At 35.6% G+C, this 25,516-nt stretch carries 31 protein-coding genes; 13 read left to right on the forward strand and 18 right to left on the reverse strand.

All coding sequences use genetic code 11. The features are described from left to right. The first annotated feature begins 42 nt into the window (after positions 1-42). The 3 genes from B9Y84_RS08335 to xseA are packed head-to-tail and all read left to right on the forward strand — an operon-like array spanning position 43 to position 2,387. Positions 43-966, forward strand: coding sequence for a universal stress protein (locus B9Y84_RS08335; RefSeq protein WP_085516632.1), 924 nt, complete (start codon positions 43-45; stop codon positions 964-966). Between the two features lie 3 nt (positions 967-969). Continuing rightward, positions 970-1,146 carry a hypothetical protein gene (locus B9Y84_RS20595; RefSeq protein ID WP_176223754.1) on the forward strand — a complete coding sequence of 59 codons (177 nt, stop codon included), beginning with the start codon at positions 970-972 and terminating at the stop codon, positions 1,144-1,146. After that, on the forward strand, positions 1,146-2,387 hold the full coding sequence (gene xseA / locus B9Y84_RS08340) for an exodeoxyribonuclease VII large subunit (protein WP_085516633.1): 1,242 nt from the start codon (positions 1,146-1,148) through the stop codon (positions 2,385-2,387). Before B9Y84_RS20595 ends, xseA begins: the two co-directional genes overlap by 1 nt. A gap of 53 nt (positions 2,388-2,440) precedes the next feature. Here xseA and B9Y84_RS08345 read toward each other — a convergent pair whose 3' ends face one another. Further along, positions 2,441-3,223 carry a TIGR02757 family protein gene (locus B9Y84_RS08345; RefSeq protein ID WP_085516634.1) on the reverse strand — a complete coding sequence of 261 codons (783 nt, stop codon included), beginning with the start codon at positions 3,221-3,223 and terminating at the stop codon, positions 2,441-2,443. A gap of 2 nt (positions 3,224-3,225) precedes the next feature. After that, positions 3,226-4,719, reverse strand: coding sequence for a LysM peptidoglycan-binding domain-containing protein (locus B9Y84_RS08350; protein ID WP_085516635.1), 1,494 nt, complete (start codon positions 4,717-4,719; stop codon positions 3,226-3,228). 320 nt (positions 4,720-5,039) lie between these two features. Here B9Y84_RS08350 and B9Y84_RS08355 point away from each other — a divergent pair, with 320 nt between their 5' ends. The 3 genes from B9Y84_RS08355 to B9Y84_RS08365 are packed head-to-tail and all read left to right on the forward strand — an operon-like array spanning position 5,040 to position 7,810. Continuing rightward, a complete protein-coding gene (locus tag B9Y84_RS08355) occupies positions 5,040-6,386 on the forward strand; it encodes an NfeD family protein (protein WP_085516636.1) in 1,347 nt (448 codons plus the stop codon). 6 nt (positions 6,387-6,392) lie between these two features. Then, on the forward strand, positions 6,393-7,133 hold the full coding sequence (kdsB, locus tag B9Y84_RS08360) for a 3-deoxy-manno-octulosonate cytidylyltransferase (RefSeq protein ID WP_085516637.1): 741 nt from the start codon (positions 6,393-6,395) through the stop codon (positions 7,131-7,133). Then, entirely contained in the window at positions 7,130-7,810 is a 681-nt protein-coding gene (locus tag B9Y84_RS08365) for a nitroreductase family protein (RefSeq protein WP_085516638.1), read from the forward strand. The genes kdsB and B9Y84_RS08365 overlap by 4 nt, the downstream gene beginning before the upstream one ends. 5 nt (positions 7,811-7,815) lie before the next feature. On the opposite strand, the gene B9Y84_RS08370 is transcribed toward B9Y84_RS08365, so the two are convergent. The 7 genes from B9Y84_RS08370 to B9Y84_RS08400 all read right to left on the reverse strand — a co-directional run bounded on the left by B9Y84_RS08370 (position 7,816) and on the right by B9Y84_RS08400 (position 12,556). Further along, positions 7,816-8,235, reverse strand: a complete 420-nt coding sequence (locus B9Y84_RS08370; RefSeq protein ID WP_085516639.1) for a hypothetical protein — start codon at positions 8,233-8,235, stop codon at positions 7,816-7,818. A gap of 2 nt (positions 8,236-8,237) precedes the next feature. Next, positions 8,238-8,654, reverse strand: coding sequence for a hypothetical protein (locus B9Y84_RS08375; RefSeq protein ID WP_139827989.1), 417 nt, complete (start codon positions 8,652-8,654; stop codon positions 8,238-8,240). 18 nt (positions 8,655-8,672) lie between these two features. After that, positions 8,673-9,269: a bifunctional phosphoribosyl-AMP cyclohydrolase/phosphoribosyl-ATP diphosphatase HisIE gene (gene hisIE / locus B9Y84_RS08380; protein WP_085516641.1), complete on the reverse strand. Its 597-nt coding sequence runs from the start codon at positions 9,267-9,269 to the stop codon at positions 8,673-8,675. 27 nt (positions 9,270-9,296) lie between these two features. Next, a complete protein-coding gene (hisF, locus tag B9Y84_RS08385; RefSeq protein WP_085516642.1) occupies positions 9,297-10,052 on the reverse strand; it encodes an imidazole glycerol phosphate synthase subunit HisF in 756 nt (251 codons plus the stop codon). A gap of 1 nt (position 10,053) precedes the next feature. Then, positions 10,054-10,770: a 1-(5-phosphoribosyl)-5-[(5-phosphoribosylamino)methylideneamino]imidazole-4-carboxamide isomerase gene (gene hisA, locus B9Y84_RS08390; protein ID WP_085516643.1), complete on the reverse strand. Its 717-nt coding sequence runs from the start codon at positions 10,768-10,770 to the stop codon at positions 10,054-10,056. Positions 10,771-10,774: 4 nt separating this feature from the next. Beyond that, entirely contained in the window at positions 10,775-11,359 is a 585-nt protein-coding gene (gene hisH, locus B9Y84_RS08395; protein WP_085516644.1) for an imidazole glycerol phosphate synthase subunit HisH, read from the reverse strand. 255 nt (positions 11,360-11,614) lie between these two features. After that, a complete protein-coding gene (locus B9Y84_RS08400; protein ID WP_085516645.1) occupies positions 11,615-12,556 on the reverse strand; it encodes a hypothetical protein in 942 nt (313 codons plus the stop codon). A gap of 139 nt (positions 12,557-12,695) precedes the next feature. On the opposite strand from B9Y84_RS08400, the gene B9Y84_RS08405 reads away from it, so the two are divergent. Beyond that, positions 12,696-13,583 carry a Ppx/GppA phosphatase family protein gene (locus tag B9Y84_RS08405; RefSeq protein WP_085516646.1) on the forward strand — a complete coding sequence of 296 codons (888 nt, stop codon included), beginning with the start codon at positions 12,696-12,698 and terminating at the stop codon, positions 13,581-13,583. A 1-nt stretch (position 13,584) separates the two neighbouring features. Here the strand turns inward: B9Y84_RS08405 and B9Y84_RS08410 are convergent, their stop codons facing one another. From B9Y84_RS08410 to pdxA, 9 genes are all read right to left on the reverse strand, one after another. Next, the gene (locus B9Y84_RS08410; RefSeq protein WP_245830841.1) at positions 13,585-14,073 is read right to left on the reverse strand and encodes a Rid family hydrolase; all 489 of its coding nucleotides are present in this window, start codon (positions 14,071-14,073) and stop codon (positions 13,585-13,587) included. Continuing rightward, positions 14,060-14,743 (reverse strand): hypothetical protein, encoded by a 684-nt coding sequence (locus tag B9Y84_RS08415; protein ID WP_085516647.1) that lies wholly within the window; start codon positions 14,741-14,743, stop codon positions 14,060-14,062. The genes B9Y84_RS08410 and B9Y84_RS08415 overlap by 14 nt, the downstream gene beginning before the upstream one ends. 64 nt (positions 14,744-14,807) lie before the next feature. Beyond that, positions 14,808-16,163: an acetyl-CoA carboxylase biotin carboxylase subunit gene (gene accC / locus B9Y84_RS08420; RefSeq protein ID WP_085516648.1), complete on the reverse strand. Its 1,356-nt coding sequence runs from the start codon at positions 16,161-16,163 to the stop codon at positions 14,808-14,810. Positions 16,164-16,210: 47 nt separating this feature from the next. Next, positions 16,211-16,693 carry an acetyl-CoA carboxylase biotin carboxyl carrier protein gene (accB, locus tag B9Y84_RS08425; protein WP_085516649.1) on the reverse strand — a complete coding sequence of 161 codons (483 nt, stop codon included), beginning with the start codon at positions 16,691-16,693 and terminating at the stop codon, positions 16,211-16,213. Between the two features lie 40 nt (positions 16,694-16,733). Beyond that, positions 16,734-17,300, reverse strand: coding sequence for an elongation factor P (gene efp, locus B9Y84_RS08430; RefSeq protein WP_085516650.1), 567 nt, complete (start codon positions 17,298-17,300; stop codon positions 16,734-16,736). 26 nt (positions 17,301-17,326) lie between these two features. Further along, a complete protein-coding gene (locus B9Y84_RS08435) occupies positions 17,327-18,325 on the reverse strand; it encodes a beta-ketoacyl-ACP synthase III (protein WP_085516651.1) in 999 nt (332 codons plus the stop codon). Between the two features lie 231 nt (positions 18,326-18,556). Next, complete coding sequence (rpmF, locus tag B9Y84_RS08440; protein ID WP_013455314.1) at positions 18,557-18,748, reverse strand: 50S ribosomal protein L32; 192 nt, start codon at positions 18,746-18,748, stop codon at positions 18,557-18,559. A 13-nt stretch (positions 18,749-18,761) separates the two neighbouring features. Then, a complete protein-coding gene (locus B9Y84_RS08445) occupies positions 18,762-19,295 on the reverse strand; it encodes a YceD family protein (RefSeq protein WP_085516652.1) in 534 nt (177 codons plus the stop codon). Positions 19,296-19,351: 56 nt separating this feature from the next. Then, positions 19,352-20,362, reverse strand: a complete 1,011-nt coding sequence (pdxA, locus tag B9Y84_RS08450; protein WP_085516653.1) for a 4-hydroxythreonine-4-phosphate dehydrogenase PdxA — start codon at positions 20,360-20,362, stop codon at positions 19,352-19,354. 86 nt (positions 20,363-20,448) lie between these two features. Here pdxA and rsmA point away from each other — a divergent pair, with 86 nt between their 5' ends. The 6 genes from rsmA to B9Y84_RS08480 all read left to right on the forward strand — a co-directional run bounded on the left by rsmA (position 20,449) and on the right by B9Y84_RS08480 (position 25,512). Continuing rightward, entirely contained in the window at positions 20,449-21,231 is a 783-nt protein-coding gene (gene rsmA / locus B9Y84_RS08455; RefSeq protein ID WP_085516654.1) for a 16S rRNA (adenine(1518)-N(6)/adenine(1519)-N(6))-dimethyltransferase RsmA, read from the forward strand. Next, entirely contained in the window at positions 21,218-22,594 is a 1,377-nt protein-coding gene (gene mgtE, locus B9Y84_RS08460) for a magnesium transporter (RefSeq protein ID WP_085516655.1), read from the forward strand. Before rsmA ends, mgtE begins: the two co-directional genes overlap by 14 nt. 9 nt (positions 22,595-22,603) lie before the next feature. After that, a complete protein-coding gene (locus B9Y84_RS08465; RefSeq protein WP_085516656.1) occupies positions 22,604-23,548 on the forward strand; it encodes an NAD(P)-dependent oxidoreductase in 945 nt (314 codons plus the stop codon). 73 nt (positions 23,549-23,621) lie between these two features. Then, positions 23,622-24,464, forward strand: a complete 843-nt coding sequence (locus B9Y84_RS08470) for a pentapeptide repeat-containing protein (RefSeq protein WP_085516657.1) — start codon at positions 23,622-23,624, stop codon at positions 24,462-24,464. A gap of 132 nt (positions 24,465-24,596) precedes the next feature. Next, a complete protein-coding gene (gene greA, locus B9Y84_RS08475) occupies positions 24,597-25,070 on the forward strand; it encodes a transcription elongation factor GreA (RefSeq protein WP_085516658.1) in 474 nt (157 codons plus the stop codon). 46 nt (positions 25,071-25,116) lie between these two features. Continuing rightward, positions 25,117-25,512: an HIT family protein gene (locus tag B9Y84_RS08480; RefSeq protein WP_085516931.1), complete on the forward strand. Its 396-nt coding sequence runs from the start codon at positions 25,117-25,119 to the stop codon at positions 25,510-25,512. Positions 25,513-25,516: the final 4 nt, after the last annotated feature.

Genomic DNA, 25,516 nt, shown 5'->3' on the forward strand with positions numbered 1-25,516 from the left:
TTACTGTTTGTACCTTTGTAACCGAATTCAGATTTAAGCTTTATGTATCCAATCAAAAAAGTAATTATAGGATTAGATTTAAGTGATTTAGACAAAACCATGGTGGAGTTTGCAGACTTTTTGTCAAAAGCATCAGCCGTGGAAGATGTCTATTTTGTCAATGTTATTAAAAACCTCTATGTGCCTAAAGATGTACTGAAGGAATTTCCTGACATGGTGGAAAATGCTATTAATGAAAGAAAGAGTGAAATGGAAAAAAAGTTTAATCAATTCACTTCTGGCGAGCATAAAGGAAAGTTTCACTTTGAAGTTCTGACAGGAAAAATTGCCGACAGTATTTTAAAGTTCACTAAAGAGAAGGATATAGATTTAATAGTATTAGGTAGAAGGGAAAAAGCCAATGAAAGTGGTGCACTCTCTCAAAGATTAGCAAGAAGAGCTGCTTGCAGTCTTTTGATTATTCCGGAAGGTACAACTCCAAAAATGGATAAAATATTGGTGCCAAGTGATTTTTCAGAGCATTCTAAATTGGCATTGGAAGAAGCGATCAATATTGCCCAGCTTAATGAAAATTCTACTGAAATTACGGTTCAGAATGTATTTACTGTACCCACTGGCTATCATTACACAGGCAAGACTTTCGAGGAATTCACAGAGGTTATGAAGAAGAATGCGGTGAAGAACTATAAGAAATTCATCAGTAAAATTGACACAAAAGATATTAAGTTAAAGGCAGTTTATTCGCAAGATACCAACGAAGATGTAACCACTGACATGCTTGATAAAGCCCATGAGATTAAAGCAAACGCCATCATTGTGGGGGCAAAAGGGCGCACCGCTACCACTGCCTTCTTCTTAGGAAGCATTGCTGAAAGATTAATTCAATTAGATAGTGACATTCCGTTAATGATTGTGAGGCCAAAAGGAAAAAATGCTGGCTTTTTAGAGTTTTTGAAGGAATTATAGCCGATGCGTAAAACCGTTGAAAAATTTTATGGATGGCTTTTTGCCGATAAAGATAGTGATGAGGAAGTTCCTTATGCCAATAAGCGTTTTATGTTCTGGTTTTCTATTATCAGTTTTGCTGTAGTACTATTTTTCATCATAAAAGATGTCGTTAAAAATATTCAAAACGTGCAACCCTAATGCAGCACATTTCACTTACAGATCTCAATTTATTAATCAAAGACACACTCAATACCCAATTGGAACCTTCCTATTGGGTGGTTGCTGAAATTGGGGAATTAAGAGAAGCTAGAAATGGTCATTGCTATTTGGAATTTGTTGAGAAAGATGAGGAAAGCAATCAGTTACTATCAAAAAGTAGGGCTACAATTTGGTCATACAGCTACAGAAGCATCAGCGCTTGGTTTCAATCAGTAACAGGGGAAAACCTAAAAGCAGGAATGACGGTTTTGGCCAACGTTCAAATACAATTTCATGAGGTTTATGGTCTAAGCCTGAATGTAAAAGATATTGATCCTAATTTCACTTTAGGGGAAAGAGCGAGAAAAAAGCAAGAAATTATAGCTCAGCTAAAGGAAGATGGTGTTTTTGAGATGAATAAAAGTCATCCTCTGCCTCTAGTCCCACAAAATATTGCCATCATTAGTGCTGAATCAGCCGCGGGCTACGGTGACTTTATGAATCAAATTTTAGATAATGAATATCGTTATAAACTGAACAGTAAGCTTTTTGTCGCTACGATGCAAGGAGAGAAAGCTGCAGCAACTATCATTGAAGCTTTACATCAAATCCACCGGCAAGTGGAAAATTTTGATGCAGTAGTTTTGATTCGAGGTGGTGGCGCTCAAGTAGATTTAGACTGTTTTGATAATTATGAATTAGCTGCTCATATTGCTCAATTTCCAGTTCCTATTTTTACAGGCATTGGTCATGAGCGAGACGAAACTATTTGTGATTTAGTGGCACATACCAAATTAAAAACACCAACGGCCGTAGCAGAATTCCTAATAAGGGGTATTCGGATTTATGAGGAAAAAATAAACCTAGCAACTCAAAATATTCTTTCCTACCTCAACCAAAAAATAGAAAGAGAGCAACACAGGATAAATGACCTTAAGCACTCTATGCGATATGCTTTAAAAAAGCATATTAATAAAGCAGAAAATCAGTTAGATCGCTATCAACAAAAGATGCAGTATGGAATTCGTACTAGCTTTCAAAATACTCACCAAAAGTTAGAGATTTACGAAAAGACCTTGGATTTAATAAACCCTAAGAATGTCTTCAAGAAAGGCTATTCTTACACCAGCTTGAATGGCAAAAGTGTAGAAGGACAAAAACTAAACAGAGGAGATGAAATAAAAACTATCACTGCGAGAAAAGAGATTATAAGTAAGGTTGAATCTACCACCAAAAAATAATAATAGATTCTGTGGATACAGCAGTAAAGAGCTTAAAAATTCGTAGAATTCAATTATCTTCCATAGCCTTCCATTATGCCCAGTCCAAACAGGGCAAAATCATATTTCACAGGATCCTTTGGGTCCATTTTCCTTAAGCCTTGAGTCAATTCTTCTGCTGTTTGCCAATCCGTTTGTTTTCTTTGGATTAATCCTAGTACTCGAGCCACTCTATCTACATGTAAATCGCACGGACAAATTAAATCAGCAGATTTTATTTGATTCCAAATACCAAAATCCACACCTCTATCATCTTTTCTTACCATCCACCGTAAAAACATGTTAATTCTTTTGCAAGCGGACTTTCTTTCAGGTGTAGCAATATGCTTGCGAGTTCTTGGAGGCGCTAACTCTGAGTTAAAAAAGTAATGGTGAAAAGCTATTAAACTTTCCTTCATAAATCCATTATCTATTGATTTACCTAAAAGAAAGGCTTCTTCTAAGCTATCATGCTTTTGGTAGAACTCTTTAAAGAAATGAATAAAATAAAGAGTGTCTATATCATTGAAAGTCCTATGTTTAAAATGCATCAAATCATTTAAATCATTTTCGGAATGATTTAAAATAAACTCATGAGGGCTATTCCCCATCATTATCATAAGTTCTTTACATTTATTGATAATGGTTTTTCGCTGGCCCCAAGCTAAAACTGCTGCAAAGAACCCGGAAATCTCAATATCTTGCTTTTTGGTGAATAGATGAGGAATACTCACAGGATCATTAGGGATGAAGTCAGACTGATTATATAAATCATACTTTTCATCTAGCAAGCACTTTACTTCCTCAAAACGCTTCATTATTAATCCTTCAAAGGAAGGTAACTAATTTCAACTGGGAATTTATAATCCACTCCACCCAACTTTTCGAAGGCCTTTTTTGAAATTCTTATGATTACCTTTTTGTCCACTCCTGTATTTGGAAGCTTACCTAAAACACGTACAAATACTATTTGATCATTCAAGTCATTCCTTACTTGCATGATGGTACCAATTTTAGCAGTTCTATGCAAGGCTAGATATTTTTCTGTGCCTTCTGATCCTTCTATTACTTCTGCAACACCATTTTCCTTGATCTTATCTATCTTAGGCATATCATCCTCTTCAACTGTAAAATAGGCTTTAGTATCTTGCTTTTGAGGATTTTCTGTAAGCTTAGAAGCTGGCCTTTCAAAGGTAGCATCTTCAACTTTATCTTCTTCAATTTCGACATCTGCCATGAGAGCATCTGGATTCTGTACATATAACTTTTGGCCTAAACTTAATTGATAACTATCCAAACTATTCCATTTTCTTAGATCCTCAACTTCAACCTTATATCTCTCTGATAAGCTGTACAAAGTTTCCCCAGATTCCACTGTGTGTATCCTTGATCCATCAACTTCATCAGCCATTTTTTCCTTTTTTGAATTTATATCAGCTGATTTTTCTTCTTCTATTTCAGGCGCAACAATTTTAACAACCTCTCCACCAACAAAAGGATCACTGAACTTATTCCATTCCTTTAGTTTTGACTCTTTCAAACCGTACATATTCGCTATTTTCTGATAAGTTTCACCTTTTTTAGCATTATGAAAGGTCTGCACGCTTGGAGCTTGATATTGAGCCTTTGGCTTTTCCTCTTTCTTTTTCTTAGTGGTTTCTGCTTTTACTATCAATTTCTGTCCAACTGCAATATTGTTGTCTTTCAAGTTATTTAACTCAATTATTTTACTTTGCGTAACTCCGTATTGCTTGGAAATACTATAAATAGTTTCTCCCATGTCTACAGTATGCACAATTTCTTTCTTATTATCGGTTTTTTCCGCAGGATCTTTTTCTTTTTTCATGGCGATTGATTCACCTGATCGGCTCACCCAGAGTTTTTGACCAATATCTAAATTAGTCGATTGAAGATCATTCCAATTCATGATTTCATCTTGAGTAATATCATATTGTTTTGATATAGAGTAGATAGTTTCTCCTGCCTCTACTGTATGCTGCTTCCCTTTGGCTGAAGGAGTTGAAACCTCTGACATTGTATATTCTTCTTTTTTATAGGGAATGAGGAGCTCGCGTCCAATTTGATCAATTTTATACCCATCTTTCTCCTGTGGGTTCACTTCTTGGATTTCTGACACAGAAACATGATAGCGCTTACCTAAAGAATAGAGAGTTTCTTTAGGCTCAAGTTTATGAATAATATATTTTACCCCATCTATGACTTTTACACCAACAGAATCAACAACTGTAGCATTTGCATTGATTGACGCAGTAATTATGATAAATAAACTGATAAATAAAATTCTGATTTTCATGCTTCTTAAGGTATCCGATTGCAGTACAAAAATGGTTATTATGTAATGATAAGTAAAATAAAACAGAGTTTTAATTATCAAATCAATAAAGAAAACGTGTAATTAATTTACGGATTATAAATTAAGGTGTTTAAAAAACTTATCTCTGAGTATTCTTTAGGAAATTACACTTTCATGCGGCACATAAAAGTTAGTTAAGGTGATAGGGTTTTGTACTAAATCAAAAATGAAAAATATCTTTCTAGAAAATCTTAAAATGTCGTAGTATATTATTGTTGCTTAAATAGTAATCTCTTAAATTGAATGCATAATTTCTATACATGAAAAAAACCATCTTCATTTTACTGTTTCTAGGAATATTTAAAATTCCGCTTTTTGCTGATTCAACAGATGCAAAGCAAGAAGTCTTCATCATGGAGATCAAGGATCAAATCGATGCTAGGACCAAGAGATATGTTGATTTAGCTCTTCAAGAAGCAAAAGATCGGAATTCCAGTCATATCTTAATTGAAATGAATACTTATGGTGGTGCACTTTATGATGCGGACGAAATTCGTTCTGCTATCTTAAATTTAGACGTCCCTGTTTATGTTTTTATAGATAATAATGCAGCTTCAGCAGGTGCCCTGATTTCGATTGCTTGCGATAGCATTTTCATGGCTCCAGGAGGTAGCATTGGAGCAGCAACTGTAGTAAATCAAACTGGCGAAGCAGCTCCTGACAAGTATCAATCCTATATGCGATCAATTATGCGATCTACTGCTGAAGCTTCAGGTAGAGACCCTAGAATTGCTGAGGCTATGGTAGATGAAAAAATTGAAATAGAAGGAATCTCTGAAGCAGGAGAGGTCATTACATTTTCAACATCTGAAGCCATAAAACACGGGTTTTGCGAGGGAGAAGTAAATACTACCAATGAATTACTCACTCGTCTAAATTTAGATATTAATAAAGCATATCGCTATGAAGTCAGTAATACTGAAGCCATAATCTCTTTTTTCATCAATCCATTCATCAGCGGCATTTTAATTCTAATAATAATTGGAGGGATCTATTTTGAATTGCAAACTCCAGGTGTTGGCTTCCCTATTATGGCTTCTATCATTGCCTTGGTTCTTTATTTAGTGCCCTATTATCTAAATGGATTAGCGGAAAATTGGGAAATTTTGGCATTTATAATTGGCTTAATATTAATTGCTATCGAAGTTTTTATTATACCCGGATTCGGGATTTTTGGTATTCTAGGATTGATCCTCTCCTTAGGTTCATTGGTTTTTATGATGTTGAATAACGAAGTATTCGATTTCGAATTTGTACCGAGCGAAAATATTACTAGAGCATTACTCACTACCTTAACCGGGTTGTTCGGAAGTATAATCCTGATGTTTTTTGGTGGAGTCCGATTAACAAATAGTGATTTTTTCAAAAGAGTAGCTCTGCAAGGAGTTCAAGCAAGTACAGAAGGTTATTCGTCAAGATTCATTAAAGCGGGTTTAGCTGGAAAAACAGGCACTGTATTTTCGGTTTTGAGACCAAGCGGAAAAGTAGAAATCGAAGGAGAGTTGTATGATGCAAATACACGAGGAGAATATTTAGACCAAGGAGAAAAAATAGTGGTAGTTGACGAAAGTGGAACAAGTTTAAAGGTAAAAAAAGCTGATAACTAATAAAATATGGACATAATAGGAATTATCCCAGCGCGATATGCCTCAACCAGATTCCCGGGAAAACCTTTAGTGGATATAGCTGGGAAAACTATGATACAAAGGGTAGTTGAGCAATGTAAAAAAAGTAGCGCACTGAAAAAGGTGATAGTAGCCACTGATGATGACCGTATATTTGATCATGTCAAAGGATTGGGTCATGAAGTTTATATGACCAGCTCTGAACATAAAAACGGTACTGAAAGATGTCATGAAGCTTTAAAATTAGACGGAGGCAACTACGACTTTGTTATTAATATTCAAGGTGATGAACCCTTTATTGATCCAGAGCAAATTGCACTACTATCAAGCGTTCTCAATCGAAAGACAGAAATTGCTACCTTAATTAAAAACATTGATGATTTGGAGGATTTACAAAATCCTAATGTTATTAAAGCACTTAAAGCCGATAGTGGGTTAGCTCTGTATTTCTCTCGTTCTCCCATTCCTCACATGCGTAATATTCCTACAGAAGATTGGATGAAAAGCCATCAACATTATAAACATATTGGGATTTATGCTTATCGTGTTGACATTTTGGCGAAATTGGTTACGCTATCTCCTACACCGTTGGAACTAGCTGAGTCGTTGGAACAACTACGCTGGATCGAAAATGGTTATAGAATCAGAACAGCTATTACCCCTATTGAAACAATAGGAATTGACGCCCCTGATGATCTGGAAAAGGCTTTGAAAGAAATGCAACTATGAAAGAGAAGTTAATTAATGGGCACTCACACATTCAATTAAAATTTGATCATGCTGATATTGAAACGCTTCTAGTTAGAAGTGAAGATTTCTACTTATCCATGAATAAAAGGAGGTCTGTTCGCGAATTTTCAGATCATAACATCCCTCAAGAGGTAATCGAAAATATTGTCAAAACTGCCTCAACAGCTCCATCTGGAGCTCATAAGCAACCTTGGACATTTTGTATTATTTCCAATCCTGATCTAAAAAAGAAAATCAGAGAAGCCGCTGAAAAAGAAGAATATGAAAGCTATCAAAACCGCATGAGTGATCAGTGGTTAAAAGATCTAGAACCTATTGGGACAGATTGGGAAAAACCATTTCTGGAAACTGTCCCTTATATTATAGTGGTCTTTAAAAAGATTTATGATGAAGAGGAAGGTCAAAAAAAGACAAATTATTATGTAAACGAGTCTGTGGGAATTGCTTGTGGATTCTTGATTTCTGCAATACATCAAGCCGGGCTAGCAACTTTGACTCATACGCCTAGCCCCATGAATTTTTTATCTGAAATTTTGGGAAGGCCAAAAAATGAACGGCCGTACTTACTACTACCTATAGGTTATCCAGCTGAAGAAACATACGTTCCAAATATAAAAAGAAAAGACTTAAATGAGATAAGCAAGTTTTACAAGTAATAGGACTAAATCGTTATTTTTTGTTCTCCCTCTACGAGTATAATATGGCAACAGTCTTTACCAATGACCATTTTATGCTCTACTATTTTCGAGCCATTCTTAATTCCAATAAAAGTCACTACTTTACCCTCAAAATCTACACTATCCATTTCTCCATCGGTGGCAACAGGATAATTCCCCTCCTCTAATTGGGTTAGTTCTTCATCAATTGTGACATTAAAATCACTGAATTCTGTGTAATAGCTATCTAATTGAACTGGACTACCAGATTGGTCGACAATTTGTAATTTCAAGACTCGAAATTCCATAGTGCAGATTACATCTGGTGGGCATGGGTTCTCTTTGGAGTCCACGGAAGTAGAATTTTGGTCTTGACAAGTAGCTGCCAATGAAAAAAAGCAGAATATTAAAAATAGATTTTTCATACCTAATCAATTAAAATTTTATCGGCTCCTTCTAACAACTGTACATGGCAACAATCATGTCCGATCACCATTTGATGCTCTACTACGTTTTTACCATTTATTTCCCCAACGAAAATAAAAACCGTTCCTTCACTTTCTAATTCTGGTATCTCACTATCTGTAATTACTGGGTATATCCCTCTGCCTTCTTGAGGATCATTTAATTGAAATTCATATTTTTGCCTAGAGTCTAGGAAAGTATAAAAATCATCTAAAACCACAGGGTTTCCGTCCATATCCTTAATCTCTAGAGTGACTGACTTAAATTCTTCTGTGCATATTTTTGATTCAAAATCACAGTCATCCGAATTTTCATCTTCACACGCCAGCATGGAAACTGAAAATAGAACAATAAAAAAATATAGATAGCTAGATTTCATACTACTACTTTTAATTAACTAACGATGCCTTCCTTCCAATATTCTTACTACATCTTGTAACTTATAACCTTTGGCTTGCAATAGTATTAAGTAGTGAAATAACAAATCAGCGGATTCATTTAAAAACAATTCCTCATTATCATCTTTCGCTTCAATAACTACCTCGACAGCTTCCTCTCCTACCTTTTGAGCAATTTTATTAATGCCTTTATCAAAAAGACTTTTCACATATGACTTTTCACTATCGCCATTCTTACGTCCTTCAATTACTGTTTCCAGTTCACTAATGAAACCGATGCTTTCATTTTTCTCATCCCAGCAGGTATCGGCACCAGTATGGCAAGTTGGCCCATCTGGATTAACTTTAATTAAGAAAGTATCTTGATCACAATCCAAAGAAATATCCACTAAATAGAGATAATTAGAAGAGGACTCTCCTTTGGTCCAAAGTCGCTGCTTGGATCTACTATAAAAAGTAACTTTTCCTGAAGACTTAGTTTTTTCCAAAGCCTCTTCATTCATATAGCCCAACATAAGGACTTTTCCTGTTACCGCATCTTGAATGACAGCCGGAAGCAAACCATTCTGACCTTTTGAAAAATCGGGTTTTTGCATAATTCAACTATTATTAAAATCTACTACTTAGATTCTAGTAGGGATATTTTTATTCTTTAAAAATGCTTTCAATTCTGGAATTCCTATTTCTTTAAAATGAAAAATACTGGCAGCCAAAGCAGCATCAGACTTTCCATTTGTAAAGGTATCATAAAAATGTTGCATATTCCCTGCACCACCAGAAGCAATGACAGGTACATTCACTAGAGATGAGATTTTAGCTAGTAATTCATCAGAAAATCCAGATTTAGTACCATCATGGTCCATAGATGTCAATAAAATCTCACCTGCTCCTAGTTCAACTGCTTCTTGAATCCAATTCTCAGTTTCAAGCATAGTAGGCTTTGAACCTCCATGTGTATGAACAATATTTTTATCCTCAATTCTTCTGGAATCAACGGCTACTACTATACACTGAGAGCCAAATTCATCTGCCATATCTTTGATGATTTGTGGGTTTCGAACTGCAGCCGAATTGACAGAAACTTTGTCAGCCCCAGCAGCCAAAAGCACAGAAACATCCTCAACAGTACTAATTCCACCTCCCACTGTAAAGGGAATATTAATAGCCTCTGCAACTTTCTCTACGAGTTCTACTAAGGTCTTTCGCTTTTCGTTAGTGGCTGTTATATCTAAAAAAACCAACTCATCTGCTCCTTCCCTAGCATAAATTTTTGCCAACTCAACAGGGTCACCAGCATCTCTCAATTCTAAAAAATTGATACCTTTTACGGTTCGACCATTTTTTATATCTAAGCACGGAATTATTCTTTTCGTCAGCATATTATTGAAACTGCTTTAAATCTGATAGGTTTATTCTTTTCTCGTAAATGGCTTTTCCAACAATAGCTCCGTATACATCCATTTTGTCTAAAATATGTAAATCTTCTACACTGCTTACTCCCCCGCTGGCTATTAATTTAACATCAGGAAATCTCTCTAAGATATCCTGATATAAGGTATTGGAAGTACCTTGTAATGCACCATCTTTTGAAACATCAGTGCAAATAACATATTTCAGTCCCTTTGCTAAATAATGCTCCAAAAAATCAAAAATATGTTTCTCAGAACTCTCTTGCCATCCGTGAATGGCGATATGATGCCCTTTCACATCTGCCCCTAAAATAATCTTCTCACCGCCAAATTCTTCAATCCATTCAGTAAACAGCGCTTCGTTTTTAATTGCAATGCTGCCTCCTGTTATTTGGTTTGCTCCGGCATCAAATACATCATTTAAGTCTTTAGTGCTTTGAACACCACCCCCAAAATCAATGGTTAAATTGGTATTTTTAGCAATTGTTTTTAGGACATCCAAATTCACAACCTGCTTTGCTTTTGCACCGTCTAAATCAACCAAATGCAGTCTTTGGATACCTGCTGCTTCAAATTCTTTAGCAACTTCCAAAGGGTTTTTATTGTACTCTGTTTTCTGACTGTAGTCACCCTTAGTGAGGCGAACACATTTCCCATCAATTATATCAATGGCTGGTATAATATGCATAATCTTATAATTCGAATAAAAAATTTCTGAAAAATTGCTCTCCTGCTTCCGCACTTTTCTCTGGATGAGGCTGAATGGCATAGAAGTTATCTTTTTGAAGAACATTGCTAAAAGGCAACATATAGTCTGTTTGGGAAATGGTTTGCTCGCACAATTCTGCGTAATAAGAATGTACAAAATAAAAATACGCCGGTGACTTAATGCCTTTAAAAACTATATGATCTGATAAGGTTCCAATATTCCATCCCATATGTGGTACTTTCAAATCATTTGGAAACTTCTTCACTTTAGCATCAAAAATTCCCAAACATTCTGTATCACCTTCCTCCGAATGACTGCACAAGAGTTGTAAACCCAAGCAAATGCCTAAAAAAGGTTTTTCTATTGATTGAATCACCTTATCAAGCCCTCTTTCCTTTAGATATTTCATGGCAGATTTTGCTTCTCCTTGCCCAGGAAAAATGACTTTATCTGCTGATAATATTTCTTCGGGATTATCTGTTAGAGTTCCCTCGATCCCTAATCGCTTTAATGCCAGCATAACAGACTTAATATTTCCAGCATTATATTTTATAACTACTACTTTCATTCCTGATTCAAGATATTATCTAAAAGTCGCAAGTTAATAATACTATTATTAATCTAGGGTCATATTATGATGAAGCTGTCAATTAATTTGTGGTGGGAATTAAAATTATTATAAATGAAGTCGAAGGGAGTTTTTGCACTGAAGCAGATACGATCGTTTCAGAAATAGACAACTTATCAATTACGGCAAGTTTAAGATCTGAAAAATAAGGAAATAGCATTTAAACGAGGACTTTAGAATTGATTCCTCATTAATTTACCTTCTTCTATTACCAAAATTGAATAACCCTCCTCTACCTCTTTGAGGTCTAATATTGTATCTTTTCCCGCCTATACCAAAGACTTTGTTTAAGAATTCTCCTTGAATATAAAATTCAGCTTTTACATTCACTATAAAATAATGGTCATTATTATCAGGGTTTCCTCTAATCTCACCCCTACCAGTCGGGTCGGACAAAGCTGCTGCGGTTATATCTTTATCAACATTTAAATCAAATAAATCATCATCAGGATATCCTCTTCCACTAACGTCATCTAAGTAATCAGAAAAGGTTATTCTATTACTTACTTGTGCTGTAACATCAATAAATTCTGTGACTTTCACTCTTACGCCTACACCAACTGGTATCACAAAAGCAAACCGACCATAAGAATTAGGCCTTTCAGTTTGATATTGCCGTAAAGATACCATTTCTCCACCACGTGGCACGGCCATAATCGTATCGCCTGCTTGATTTCTAAGAAATTCTGGAACCTCAGCACGTGGATCATAAAACAGTACTCCAACACCTGCGACTACATACGGATTAAACATCTTTCGTTGAGTGAACCTCATAGCAGTTGGAAATAGGGATACTGAACCTGTTGCACTTAGCTCTAAATTATTAGATACAAATGACAAACCTCTAGATCTCGTGTTTAACTCGGGGTCAATATCTTGATCATCACCTGACAACTGAAATGCCATCAAATTCACTCCCGCTTGTATCCGGTCGGTAAATCTGTATTGCAAGCCCCCAACAATATTTAATTTAGTATCGAAATATGAACCTGGATTGGTTAAATCACCAAGGCTTCTTGCGTAGCCAAGCCCTCCTGTTGCCATCCAACGCCTGTTAATTCTATTGGAATAGAAGCTTTGGGCAAAAAGCTCTGCGCCACAAAAAAATAAGATCGATATGAGTAGGACTTTTTTCATAAAATTTTACCAATAACAAATATAATTATTTTTTCAGGAAATCTAATAGAAGCTGGAAAATATCCTTCGTAGCAAAAAAACTAAACGATTTCGTCTCCCATTATGGGTACAAATTAAGCTATTTTTTGTTTTTTTGAATATGTTAAAACTAGCAGCAATTGATATTGGTTCCAATGCAATCCGAATTCAATTAACAAGAGTCACCCTATACCAAGGAAATACCACATTCAAGAGGTTAGAGTATGTTCGTTTTCCGCTAAGGTTGGGCCATGATGTATTTACAACAGGAAAAATAAGTGGACAGTCTCAAACCAAATTCCTCAAATTGATGCATGCTTTTAAAATTCTTATTGATTTATACGAAGTCGATGACTATATGGGTTGTGCTACATCCGCTATGAGGGAAGCAGAAAATGGGCGACCGTTAATAGACCAAGTTAAAGCAGAGTTGGATTTAGAAATAAAAATTATAGATGGAGACAAGGAAGCCTTCATGATTAATAAAGCCATATTTCCCTACATGGATGAAAAAGCTTATTTGCATATTGATGTGGGAGGTGGAAGCACTGAATTCAATTTCTATCAAAATAATGAAAAACTACTTTCCAAATCATTCCAAATTGGTTCCGTAAGACATTTAGAAACAGATAGCAGCCATCATATGTGGAGTGAAATGAAAAACTGGATTGAGCAAAAAGTATTAAAAAAATCAGTAAAAATCCATGCTATTGGTACTGGTGGAAACATCAATAAGGTACAGGATCTAGCCAAAAAGAAGCCAGGAAAGCCCATCAGCTTAAAGAAAGTAATAGAAACACAAGCTTATATTAAGAGCTTTGATATGGAAGAAAGAATCAACAAGCTCCAGCTGAATCCTGACAGAGCGGATGTCATTATTCCTGCATTAGACATTTATATCAATGCCATGAGATGGTCCAAATCAGCTAGCATCATTGTTCCTGACACTGGTTTAAAAGACGGAATAATGCAAGTTCTCTATGAACGAAATAAAGAAAAATTCCAATAACCTATTTTGCGGCAACAGCTTCTACTTCCACAAGTAATTCTGGGCGTGCTAGTTTATAGACACCGATGGTTGATCGAGCTACTTTATTTGGATTTTCATCATTATTGAAATATTCTCCATATGCCTTGAACCAAGCATCCCAGTCAATTTCACCTGTTTCGTTTGGTGCCAAATACACTCTAAGAAAGAATACATCATTCATGCTGTAACCTTCAGCTTCTATCGTTTCCTTTATTTTTTGTAGGGCTCCAATACTTTGTTCATAGGTATTCCCATACTTAGACATATCACCGGCTGAAGCATTTGCATTTAACACCTCACTTACTAAGCCTGAGGTATAGAAAAGATCTTTTCCTTCGGGCACGTAAACGCCTTTCAAAATACTGGATTCAGGCCGATCAATTCTTCGAATTGCTTCTTTAGCCTTCTCATTAGTGCAAGAAAAAGCCACAATAGCTATCAAGATAAAAACAATACTATTTTTCATCATCAGAATTTTTAAAGGTGAAACGTTTTAGGATTGATAATTGAAGAATAAATAAATTATCGTTGTTTTCCGGATTTCCGAATATAGAAATGTTATCTAAATAATCCGTTTGAGGATTTAAAAATCCAGTTCTCAAATGAGCACCAAAATCATTTGGTAAGAAATAATATGCATTCAAGGTGGTAGGTAATAAGACCGCGAAATTTGAATAATCTTCTCCTTGGGATCTGCTATCTAATCGATCAGCTAGGTTTTGACTATCCTTGTCGTAAACTGCAAATCGCATAAATCCAAAACCTTGAGACAAATAGAGAGAGTAGTTTGATTTTTTAAGAATATGGAAACTAGGTTCGACATGCAGTGACTGATAATTAGTTCTGGCATAATCATTAATTTGAAACTCACTTTGATCAAAAAACCGTACGTTTCTATTTTCTGATTGAACTTCACCTGCACTAAACCAAAACCCAACATTTAGCCAGCGATTGGGGGTAAATTGCATGTATGCGGACAATTGAACTCCTGCTTTTTTATAGGAGGGTTCTAAATCTGTTTTTGCAATACTAGTTCCAAAACTTAAACCTGCAAACTTAGTGAAAGTAGTATCTTGGGCTGAAACAGAAAAAGCAAGCAGGAAACTTACTAGAGTTATTATTCCAACTTGCTTTTTCATATGAATATATTTAGCTTAAAATTTCCTTCCTGAGTGTACAGGAAATTCATAAATCAAACTTAATCTACTTAACACTTTTCAATTTAGTAAAATCATAATCATCCAAAAACTTAGTTGTAAAATTACCGGATTTGAAAATCTCATTATCCATCATTTCTATATGAAAAGGAATAGTAGTCTTCACTCCTTCAATTACAAATTCTTCCAATGCTCGTTTCATTCTGACCATCACTTCTTCCCTAGATTGACCTGAAACAATAAGCTTAGCAATCATAGAATCATAAAATGGAGGAATAGTATAACCAGCATAAACATGACTGTCAACTCTTACACCGTGACCACCTGGCAAGTGCAAATTAGTGATTTTTCCAGGGCTTGGTCTAAAATTATTTGCAGGATCTTCCGCATTGATTCTACATTCCATAGCGTAAAGGTGAGGAAAATAATTCTCACCAGAAATGGTAATTCCAGCGGCTACTTTGATTTGCTCTTTTATTAAATCAAAATCCGTAACCTCTTCAGTGATCGGATGCTCCACCTGAATACGCGTATTCATTTCCATGAAATAGAAATTATTATGCTTATCCAATAAGAACTCTATGGTTCCAGCGCCTTCATAGCCTACTGCTTCAGCACCTGCGATTGCAGCTTTTCCCATCGCATCACGCAATTCGTCCGTCATCACAGGGCATGGAGTTTCTTCAATAAGCTTTTGGTGTCTTCTTTGTATGGAACAGTCTCTTTCTGACAAGTGACAAGCTTTACCATTCTTATCTCCGACTACCTGAATTTCAACGTGACGAGGCTCTTCAACAAATTTCTCTAAATAAAGTCCGTCATTGCTAAAAGAAGCGCCTGCTTCCTGACGAGCATCATCCCAAGCTTTTTTGAAGCCAGATTCTTCTTTCACAATACGCATTCCCTTGCCACCACCACCAGCAGTAGCCTTCAAAATAACAGGATAGCCCATATCTTTGGCAATTTTCATCCCTTCCTCAATGGATTCTAGAATACCTTCAGATCCAGGAATAGTAGGAACTCCTGCCGCTTTCATGGTAGCTTTTGCTGTAGCTTTATCACCCATTTTACTGATCATTTCAGGATCAGCTCCGATGAATTTTATTCCATACTCACCACAAATCTTGGAAAATTCTGCATTTTCGGATAAAAACCCGTAGCCAGGATGAATTGCATCCGCATTGGTGATTTCTGCGGCCGAAATTATATTTGGAATATTTAAATAAGAATCTTTACTAGCTGCAGGCCCGATACAAACTGCTTCATCTGCAAAACGAACATGCAAACTATCTTTGTCAGCAGTAGAATAAACCGCTACTGTACTGATTCCCATTTCTTTGCAAGTTCTAATAATTCGCAAAGCTATTTCACCTCTATTGGCAATTAATATCTTTTTAAACACGATTTCTTTCTTTTAATGAAACATTAAGAATAACTCTGATCAATTTATCAAGAGGGATCCACTAAAAATAACGGTTGGTCGTATTCAACAGGTGTTGCATTATCTACCAAAATCTTTACTATTTTACCGGAAATGTCTGATTCAATCTCATTGAATAATTTCATTGCTTCCACAATACAAACTGTATCTCCCGCTTTTACTGAATCCCCAACATTTACAAAAGCAGGGTTGTCAGGATTTGGCGTCCTATAGAATGTTCCGATCATCGGTGATTTGATGGCAACGTATTTATCATCATCAGAAGCTGCTGGCTTCTCACCTCCTCCTGAACTTGCAGCAGGAGTTTCTGCTGGAGCAGCTGATGGAGCAGGAGCAGCTACTGGCTGCGGAGCTGGAGCTGCCGCTTGAACAACTTTTGCTTCAGTGTTCTTTTTAACTTTAATTTTGAATTCTTCAGTTTCTATATTTACTTCATCCAATCCGGATTTAGAAATAAAATCAATTAGGTCTTGAATCTCTTTCGCTTTCATAGCAGTTGGTTTAGTTAAAAGTCAATTTTTTATTAATAATTTATTTCTTTACCCTTTCAGCGTATGAACGGGTTCTGGTATCTACTTTAATAAGTTCATCTTGATCAATAAATAAAGGTACTTTTATTTCAGCACCTGTCTCTACTGTAGCCGGCTTAGTCGCGTTTGTTGCCGTATCACCTTTAATACCTGGTTCAGTATAGGTCACTTGCATCACTACAAATGGCGGTAATTCACAACTTAAAGGCTTTTCTGTTTCAGCATGAATCAGGATATCTACCTCTTGTCCTTCTTTGTATAAATCTGCATTATCAATCACTTCTTCAGGGATCGAAATCTGTTCAAAGTTTTCGGCATCCATAAAGTGCATTCCAATATCGTCTTTATATAGAAATTGATGTGCTCTTCTTTCTATTCTCGCAGTGGTTACTTTATGACCAGAGCTGAAAGTATTATCTAGTACTTTACCTGTTGTAAGACTTTTTAATTTTGTTCTTACAAAAGCAGGGCCTTTGCCAGGCTTAACGTGCTGGAACTCTACGATTGTGAATAAATCATTATTATATTCAATGCAAAGACCATTTTTAAAATCGGAAGTATCTGCCATTCTTAGTATGCTTAAATGTAAAAAAACTATTTAGAATCGTAAGCCCATTTTATATAAACGGAACCCCAAGTAAATCCACCACCAAAAGCTGCTAATATAATATTATCACCCTTCTTCATTTGTTTTTCATACTCCCACAAACATAAAGGGATAGTTCCACTGGTGGTATTGCCAAACTTATGAATATTCAGCATCACCTTATCGGAGCTAACTCCCATTCGATTAGCCGTTGCGTCAATAATTCTTTTATTAGCTTGATGTGGTACTAACCAAGCAACATCTTCAGAAGTCAAATTATTTTTAGCCATAATATCTGCAGCCACCTCTGCCATGTTCGTAACGGCAAATTTAAAAACTTGGCTACCTTCTTGATAAACGTAATGCTCTTTCGCGATTAAAGTCTCAGGAGTTGCCGGCTTTCTGCTACCACCTGCTTTCATATGCAAAAACTGCTCACCAGATCCGTCAGTATGTAAAATTGAATCCTTTATTCCATATCCTTCACTATCTGGCTCTAGCAAAACTGCACCTCCACCGTCACCAAAAATGATGCATGTTTGGCGGTCTTCATAATCAATTATGGAAGACATTTTATCTGCCCCTACAACGATCACTTTTTTGTACTTACCCGTTTCAATAAATTGGGATGCTGTGGCTAATGCGAAAATAAAACCCGAGCATGCAGCTTGTATATCGTAACTAAATGCATTTACTGCACCTACATTGTTACTGATAACATTTGCCGTTGCTGGGAACAGCATATCAGGAGTGGTTGTTGCACAAATCAAAAGATCTATATCTTCTGCTTTGTTACTTGTTTTCTCAAGCAACCCTTTAACGGCTTGAGTGCCAATTACAGAAGTTCCTTGATTCTCACCTTTAAGAATTCTTCTTTCTTTTATTCCGGTCCGAGAGGTAATCCATTCGTCATTAGTATCTACTAGGGATTCCAACTCTTTGTTGGTTAGCACATAATCAGGCACCCACCCTTGAACTCCGGTAATAGCTGCAGTTATTTTAGTCATCTTTTGATTGTAGTTTCTTTGGCTATTCAATTGCTAATATATGTAATATTGATTTGATGCCCGACAAAATCTTAAGAAATGAATTGGTCAACAATTGATCAACAATAATCATTTTTAGAATAATTAAATTTAAACATGATAGAATGCCAAAAATAAAAAATTCTAAAAAACAATAGCCAATAAAAAAAGCTTTGCTTGACAGCAAAGCTTTAAAATTCTAACTTAATTAAATTAAGCCAATACTTCTTTTTCCATCACTACATTTCCTTTGTAGTAAAGTTTACCTTCATGCCAGAAAGCTCTATGTGGCAAATGCGCCTCGCCTGTAGTAGGACAAATCGCCAATAATTTTGCCGTTCCTTTTTTGTGAGTCCTTCTTTTATCTCTTCTAGTTCTGGATATTTTTCTCTTAGGATGCGCCATTTTATTCTAATTTTTAATTCTTATTTCCTTTTTTCAAATTTTTTAATGCTGCCCATCGTGGGTCTATATTTTCCTCTTTTTCAATCTCCTCTTCAGCATCATCTATATAAACATACTCATTATGCTCTTCATCTTCCTCTATTTCATCAGGGTGCAATCTTTTTAAAGGTATTTGCAAAGCGATAGTTTCGTAAATGAAATGCCCAACATTAATCACTTGCGTGTTTTTTGTAATGACCATCACATCTTCCTCCAACTCTAGTTCTTCTTCCCCATATTTATAAAGCAACTTTTTGCTAATATCTATCGGGTATTGAAAAGGTTCCAGACTTCTATCGCTAATTAAATCAACGAAGCCAGAGAAATCCAAATCTAACTCCATCAGACTTTCTCTTTTGTCTAACAGAAGCTTTATTTTAACATCCCCACTTTCAACCAAAGCCCCTTCAAATTCACCGAAAAAAGCTGAATCTACCGAATATTCGTATTCATGTTGCTTGTTTCCAAGCTTATAAACCTGAATGTCAAATTCCTTCAACTTTTCCATCCCATCTGAATTAAGAGCGCAAAGATAAAAATATTATTTGATATTACTAAACTGCTTTAGGAATATTCTTTTCGATTCTTGATGATATCAAGTGCTAAGAACAAGGCTTGTCGCATAGAAGTTTCATCTGCAATTCCTTTTCCAGCCAAATCATAAGCCGTTCCATGATCAGGAGAAGTTCTAACAAAAGGTAATCCAGCGGTAAAATTAACGCCGTTTGAAAAAGCTAATGTTTTAAAGGGTATTAGGCCTTGATCATGGTACATCGCCAAAACAGCATCAAAATTCTTATATTGTTGATTTCCAAAAAAACCATCTGCCGGAAAAGGACCAAATACTAATTTCCCTTTTTCCTTTCTTTTTTCAATTAAAGGTTTAATTATCTCTTCCTCCTCATGCCCAATTACACCGCCATCACCTGCATGTGGATTTAAGCCTAAAACAGCAATTCGTGGCTTCTTGATACCAAAATCCATTTTCAGGGATTTTTCCAAAACATCTAACTTACTATCTATTTTATCAGCCGTCACTTTCTCGCTCACCTCGTGGATAGGAATATGACCTGTCACTACGCCCACTCGCAAGTCGCCATCTACCAATAACATGAGACTATCTTTTACTCCAGCTGCTTGCGCAAGGTATTCTGTGTGGCCAGCAAATTTGAAATCTTCAGACTGTATATTATGTTTATTTATAGGAGCAGTAACTATGGCATCTACATTCCCCTCTATAGCATCCTCCACTGCTTTTTTAATGCTAATAAAAGCATATTTTCCTGCTTCTTCGGAAGATTGACCCATGGTGATATTGACCGTTTCTTCCCACAAATTCAAGACATTGAGTTTTTTATCGCTCAACTCTTCCAATTTTTTCAATTGGAAATAATTAAAATCACGGATATTTAATGCTTTTCTATAATAAGAAAGTATTTTACCGGAACCATAAACCACAGGGGTCATCAATTTTATAATTCTTGGATCCTCCAAAGCTTTAATAATAACTTCTGGGGAAATACTGTTCACATCTCCGATGGTAATGGCAATAGTAGGTTTATTGATTTCTTCCATATCTTAAATAAGCGCTTGAAGTCGAATTCTAAAATAATTATGATTAAATTCTGTGCAATTTAGTTTTTTTTTATCTGCTTTGAAAAATGAACGGAGTTCGAGCAAAAAAACATCTAGGTCAACATTTTTTAAAAGACCAAAATATAGCGCTTAAAATAGTTGAAAGCCTCAGCGGACACAATAACTATAAGCACCTTTTAGAAATCGGTCCTGGCACAGGTGTGCTTAGCAATTTTTTGATCGAAAAAGCACAGTACGAGTTAATTTTTATGGATGTTGACCAAGAATCTATTGATTATCTTCAACATCAGTATCCAGCATTAAAAAATAAAATTATAAAAGAAGATTTTCTCAGAATTGATTTAGGTCGCTATTATCAAGAACCTTTCGGTATTATTGGAAATTTTCCATACAATATTTCTTCGCAGATATTTTTCAAGGTCTTAGAATACAGGAATCAAATTCCAGAAGTTGTAGGAATGATTCAAAAAGAAGTAGCCGAACGTATTGCCTCCAAGGAAGGCAATAAAAATTATGGGATTTTAAGCGTATTGCTGCAAGCTTTTTATGATGTAGAGTATCTTTTTTCAGTTCCGCCCAATGTATTTAACCCTCCTCCAAAGGTAACATCTGCTGTATTAAGGCTTAAAAGAAACAAAACTCAAACTTTAGACTGTGATGAGAAGTTGTTTTTCAGGGTAGTAAAACAAGGCTTTAATAACAGGAGAAAAACTTTAAGAAATGCTTTAAAGAGTTTTGATCTATCGGCTGAAATAAAGTCGTTAGTTTTGTTAGATAAACGAGCTGAGCAACTTACCGTTAATGATTTTGTAGAATTGACAAACCATATTGCCAATGGAGAATCTTGAGGAAAAGGAACATATTGACCAATTTGAACTGTCTAAAGAGTATTTAGAGAAATTACAGACTGCTATAACTGAGCAGGATGACCAGTTTATTAAAAATACACTAGACGACACTAATCCAGCAGATATTTCAACCATTTTATTGGAATTTGAAACTGAAGAATCAAGATATGTATTGGATGTCTTAGAAAACGAGGTCAGTGCTGAGGTAATAAACGATTTAGATGAAGATGTCCGTTCCAAATATTTAAAGGAATTTAATACAACCGAAATCGCAGCCATGCTGAATGAGTTAGATTCAGATGATGCTGTGGATATTATTAACGAGTTACCTCTAAAAGACAGAGAAGAGGTAATAGCTTCTCTGGAAAATAAGGAGAAAGCAAAGAACATCTTAGACCTTTTACGCTATGAAGAAGATGTAGCGGGCGGTTTGATGGCTAAAGAGCTCATCAAAGCTAATGTTAATTGGTCTATTAATCAGTGTATAGAGGAAATTAGAAGGCAAGCTGAAAATGTAGAGAAAATCTATTCTGTTTATGTAGTCGATAATCAAAATGTACTATTGGGGAGAGTTTCTTTAAAGAAAATCATTTTGGCTGATGATCATTTAAAGGTTAAAGACCTGTACGATGATGATGTCATATCCGTAGAAACCTACATGGATGAAGTAGATGTTGCAGAAGTGATGAGGAAATATGATTTAGATGCTGTTCCTGTCGTAAATGTACAGGGGAAGTTGATGGGACGAATTACAATCGATGATATTGTGGATGTGATTACCGAATTAGCAGAAGAGGAAAGACAGATGATGGCCGGTATTTCTGAAGATGTTGAAGAGGATGATAGCGTATGGATGCTAACTCGTGCTCGACTGCCTTGGCTGATCATCGGGATGTTCGGTGGGCTCCTGGGAGCTCAATTCATAGGCGTTTTTGAAGAAGATATTCTGTTGGTGCCTGCTATGGCTTTTTTCATCCCCTTAATTACAGCAACAGGCGGAAATGTGGGTATACAATCCTCTTCCATAGTTTTGCAAAGTCTGGCTAGCAAATCAGTTTTCGATGATTCCTTTCTAAAAAGAATACTTAAAGTCCTTGCAGTGGCGATTTTAAATGGAATTGTAATTGCTGGAATTGTGATGGGGATGAATCTAATCTTAGGGCAAGACATAAGATTGGCAATTGTTGTATCTATCGCTTTATTTAATGTAGTTTTATTAGCTTCCTTTATGGGAACTGTAACACCGCTAGTTCTGGACAAATTAGGTATAAATCCAGCCTTAGCCGCCGGCCCATTTATTACGACTGCTAATGATCTGTTAGGTTTACTTGTCTATTTTTCAGTAGCTCACTTTCTTATCTGACTAAAAAAAATGAAAGTACTTATTATTGATGAAATGCACGAAAGTATCATTCCTTTGTTGGAGGAAATCAACTTAGAGGTGGACTATAGGCCTTCAATTCAACGATCTGAAATCATTTCAATAGTAGAGCATTATAATGGGCTAATTGTTAGGAGTAAAACATTGATTGATTCTGAATTACTTCGATATGCAAACAATTTAAAATTTGTTGCTCGAGCTGGGGCAGGTGTTGACAATGTGGAAGTTAATGAGCTTAGAAAAAGAAATATACAGCTCATTAATGCGCCTGAAGGCAATAGAGATGCCTTAGCTGAACATGCAATGGGCATGCTACTTTCCCTTCTTAATCGAATTAATATTGCAGATCAAGAAGTTAGAAGAGGTACGTGGGACAGGGAAGGTAATAGAGGAGTTGAATTGATGGGAAAAACAGTGGGTTTATTGGGCTTTGGGAACATGGGAGAAGCATTTGCGAAAAGGCTAAGTAGTTTTAGCTGCAAAGTTTTAGCTTACGATGCTGAAAAAACCAACTTTTCTAATGAGTTTATAGAAGAAGTTAGTATAGCAGAATTAAAGAAAAGGTCTCAAATCCTAAGTCTGCATATTCCGATGAATGAAGAAAACAAAGGTATAATTAATGAGGAATTTCTTTCTGGGTTTAAAAAATTAGATTACATCGTCAACACTTCAAGAGGAGAAGTATTAATCTTGAAAGATCTGTTAAAATTACTTCAACAGAAAAAAATGAAAGGGGCTGCTTTGGACGTTTTGGAAAATGAAAAAATAAACTCTTACACAGAAGATGAACTATTTGTTTTTCAAGAACTTACAAACCTAAAACAAGTACTTTTCACTCCTCATATCGCTGGTTGGTCTTTTGAATCATATGAGAAAATAAATATAGTATTGAGCAAAAAGATCAAATTATTAGTCGAAAAAATAGATTATTTATAGTTTTGGCGATTAAAAAACCACAAAATAACTATAAATTAGTAGATATAAATCTATTGAAAAATAGTACAAGCATATGAATAAAGGTGAATTTAAACTTAGTGTAGAAGAAAAAATCAAAAGCATAACCAAGAAACCAATTCTTACTTCTGTTATCGTTCTTGTTTTTCTAACTATGTTAGTTTTAGGCTTAAGTTTACCCTACTATTTAGATAACTTCCGAGACTTTTTCAAAGAAGTTTTGGCGGAAGCACACGGTATGCTTTTCGATATAGCAATCATAGGTATTTTGATATACTGGCTTCGAGAAAACGGAGAGAAACAGCTTCGCATCAAAATGTATAAAGATGAGATCGATGACTTCCGGCAGTGGGAATCAGAGGAAGCTGCCTTCAGAACTGTGGGTAATATCAAAAGACTCAATAGACATAAAATTACGGAAATCAATTTGGTGAACTGCCATATGACCAAGACCAACATGAGTCATGTCGACTTAACTGGCTCAAATCTGAACTCCTCAAATTTTAGTCATGCCAATGCCATAGAATGTAATTTTTCTGGCACAAGAGCGAATCAGACTAATTTTGAAAATGCAAAAATGAATCAAGCAAATTTTGAAGGTGCTTTTGCCAGTGGAGCAAATTTTAAAGATACTTTCTTAATTAAGGCTAATTTCAAGAATGCATTTTTAATAAAATCTGATTTTACTAACGCTTATTTAATGGAAGCGGATTTAAGCAATTGTCACCTAACAGGAGCATCATTTGATGAGGCAAGTCTTTATAAAGCTAATTTAAGTGGTGCGGAAGGTATCACAGCTGATCAATTAAAATCAGTAAAAACGCTTTACTTAGCCATCCTAGATGATGACATCAAAAGCGAGATTCAAGAGAAATATCCAGAACTTTTAGGTAAATAGAACGTTAGGCTTTTCATCTTGTTTTCGATGCTAAATTCTTATATCTTTGCATAAATATTTAGAAAGAAAATAGACGGCTCATGCAAAACTGTGCCGTTTTTTATTTTATAGAAATCACAATTTTTAATAACGATGAGTAAAGTATCATACTACACAGAAGAGGGTTTAAGAAAAATGAAGGAAGAGCTCCATCATTTAAAAACCGTGGAAAGACCGAAAGCCTCAGCTGATATCGCTGAAGCAAGAGATAAAGGAGATTTGAGCGAGAATGCAGAATATGATGCTGCTAAAGAAGCTCAAGGCTTGCTTGAAATGAAAATAAATAAATTGGAAACTGTAGTAGCAAATGCCAGAGTCATCAAAGAATCTGATGTGGATACTTCTAAGGTAGGTCTGCTCACAAAAGCAAAGATCAAAAATAAGAAGAACGGCATGGAAGTTACCTATACAATGGTTTCTGAAGAAGAAGCTAATCTGAAGGAAGGGAAAATTTCTATAAAATCTCCAATCGGAAAAGGAATAATGGGTAAAAAAGTTGGTGATATCGCTGAAGTTGATGCCCCTGCTGGTAAGATGGAATTTGAAATTTTAGATATTAGTTTATAAATTGAAGAGGCCGAATTACCAATTCGGCCTCTTAACTAATACAATTATGGCAAGTATCTTCACTAAAATTATTAATAGAGAAATCCCAGGGCACATTGTTGCAGAAGATGACAATTATATAGCTTTTTTAGACATCAATCCCCTAGTGGAAGGACACGTTTTAGTAGTGCCAAAAGAAGAAACAGACTATATCTTTAATTTAGATGATAAGGTATTTTCAGGACTACATCTTTTCTCTAAAAAAGTAGCTAAGGCCATAGAAAAATCAGTTGATTGCATTCGAATTGGGGTAGCAGTCATTGGGTTAGAAGTACCTCACGTTCATATTCATTTGGTGCCCTTAAATTCAATGAACGATATTAATTTCAGTAAAGGAAAGCTTAATCCCTCGAAGGAAGAATTAGAAGAAGTGGCTGCAGCCATTAAGAAAAATTTTAATTAAACAC

Origin of the sequence: Marivirga sericea (assembly GCF_900177665.1) — a bacterium.
Lineage (GTDB): Bacteria > Bacteroidota > Bacteroidia > Cytophagales > Cyclobacteriaceae > Marivirga > Marivirga sericea.

Bases quoted from the DNA above. Each gene is read 5' to 3' on its own strand.
- B9Y84_RS20595 (WP_176223754.1), top strand. From the start codon at position 970: ATGCGTAAAACCGTTGAAAAATTTTATGGATGGCTTTTTGCCGATAAA.
- greA (WP_085516658.1), top strand. From the start codon at position 24,597: ATGAGTAAAGTATCATACTACACAGAAGAGGGTTTAAGAAAAATGAAG.
- B9Y84_RS08415 (WP_085516647.1), bottom strand. From the start codon at position 14,743: ATGAAAAAGCAAGTTGGAATAATAACTCTAGTAAGTTTCCTGCTTGCT.
- hisH (WP_085516644.1), bottom strand. From the start codon at position 11,359: ATGAAAGTAGTAGTTATAAAATATAATGCTGGAAATATTAAGTCTGTT.
- mgtE (WP_085516655.1), top strand. From the start codon at position 21,218: ATGGAGAATCTTGAGGAAAAGGAACATATTGACCAATTTGAACTGTCT.
- B9Y84_RS08345 (WP_085516634.1), bottom strand. From the start codon at position 3,223: ATGAAGCGTTTTGAGGAAGTAAAGTGCTTGCTAGATGAAAAGTATGAT.
- B9Y84_RS08375 (WP_139827989.1), bottom strand. From the start codon at position 8,654: ATGAAATCTAGCTATCTATATTTTTTTATTGTTCTATTTTCAGTTTCC.
- B9Y84_RS08335 (WP_085516632.1), top strand. From the start codon at position 43: ATGTATCCAATCAAAAAAGTAATTATAGGATTAGATTTAAGTGATTTA.
- B9Y84_RS08370 (WP_085516639.1), bottom strand. From the start codon at position 8,235: ATGAAAAATCTATTTTTAATATTCTGCTTTTTTTCATTGGCAGCTACT.
- B9Y84_RS08480 (WP_085516931.1), top strand. From the start codon at position 25,117: ATGGCAAGTATCTTCACTAAAATTATTAATAGAGAAATCCCAGGGCAC.
- efp (WP_085516650.1), bottom strand. From the start codon at position 17,300: ATGGCAGATACTTCCGATTTTAAAAATGGTCTTTGCATTGAATATAAT.
- B9Y84_RS08435 (WP_085516651.1), bottom strand. From the start codon at position 18,325: ATGACTAAAATAACTGCAGCTATTACCGGAGTTCAAGGGTGGGTGCCT.
- B9Y84_RS08465 (WP_085516656.1), top strand. From the start codon at position 22,604: ATGAAAGTACTTATTATTGATGAAATGCACGAAAGTATCATTCCTTTG.
- B9Y84_RS08355 (WP_085516636.1), top strand. From the start codon at position 5,040: ATGAAAAAAACCATCTTCATTTTACTGTTTCTAGGAATATTTAAAATT.
- B9Y84_RS08410 (WP_245830841.1), bottom strand. From the start codon at position 14,073: ATGATGAAAAATAGTATTGTTTTTATCTTGATAGCTATTGTGGCTTTT.
- B9Y84_RS08445 (WP_085516652.1), bottom strand. From the start codon at position 19,295: ATGGAAAAGTTGAAGGAATTTGACATTCAGGTTTATAAGCTTGGAAAC.
- B9Y84_RS08470 (WP_085516657.1), top strand. From the start codon at position 23,622: ATGAATAAAGGTGAATTTAAACTTAGTGTAGAAGAAAAAATCAAAAGC.
- hisF (WP_085516642.1), bottom strand. From the start codon at position 10,052: ATGCTGACGAAAAGAATAATTCCGTGCTTAGATATAAAAAATGGTCGA.
- B9Y84_RS08405 (WP_085516646.1), top strand. From the start codon at position 12,696: ATGTTAAAACTAGCAGCAATTGATATTGGTTCCAATGCAATCCGAATT.
- B9Y84_RS08350 (WP_085516635.1), bottom strand. From the start codon at position 4,719: ATGAAAATCAGAATTTTATTTATCAGTTTATTTATCATAATTACTGCG.
- pdxA (WP_085516653.1), bottom strand. From the start codon at position 20,362: ATGGAAGAAATCAATAAACCTACTATTGCCATTACCATCGGAGATGTG.
- rsmA (WP_085516654.1), top strand. From the start codon at position 20,449: ATGAACGGAGTTCGAGCAAAAAAACATCTAGGTCAACATTTTTTAAAA.
- B9Y84_RS08400 (WP_085516645.1), bottom strand. From the start codon at position 12,556: ATGAAAAAAGTCCTACTCATATCGATCTTATTTTTTTGTGGCGCAGAG.
- hisA (WP_085516643.1), bottom strand. From the start codon at position 10,770: ATGCATATTATACCAGCCATTGATATAATTGATGGGAAATGTGTTCGC.
- B9Y84_RS08365 (WP_085516638.1), top strand. From the start codon at position 7,130: ATGAAAGAGAAGTTAATTAATGGGCACTCACACATTCAATTAAAATTT.
- xseA (WP_085516633.1), top strand. From the start codon at position 1,146: ATGCAGCACATTTCACTTACAGATCTCAATTTATTAATCAAAGACACA.
- accB (WP_085516649.1), bottom strand. From the start codon at position 16,693: ATGAAAGCGAAAGAGATTCAAGACCTAATTGATTTTATTTCTAAATCC.
- kdsB (WP_085516637.1), top strand. From the start codon at position 6,393: ATGGACATAATAGGAATTATCCCAGCGCGATATGCCTCAACCAGATTC.
- rpmF (WP_013455314.1), bottom strand. From the start codon at position 18,748: ATGGCGCATCCTAAGAGAAAAATATCCAGAACTAGAAGAGATAAAAGA.
- hisIE (WP_085516641.1), bottom strand. From the start codon at position 9,269: ATGCAAAAACCCGATTTTTCAAAAGGTCAGAATGGTTTGCTTCCGGCT.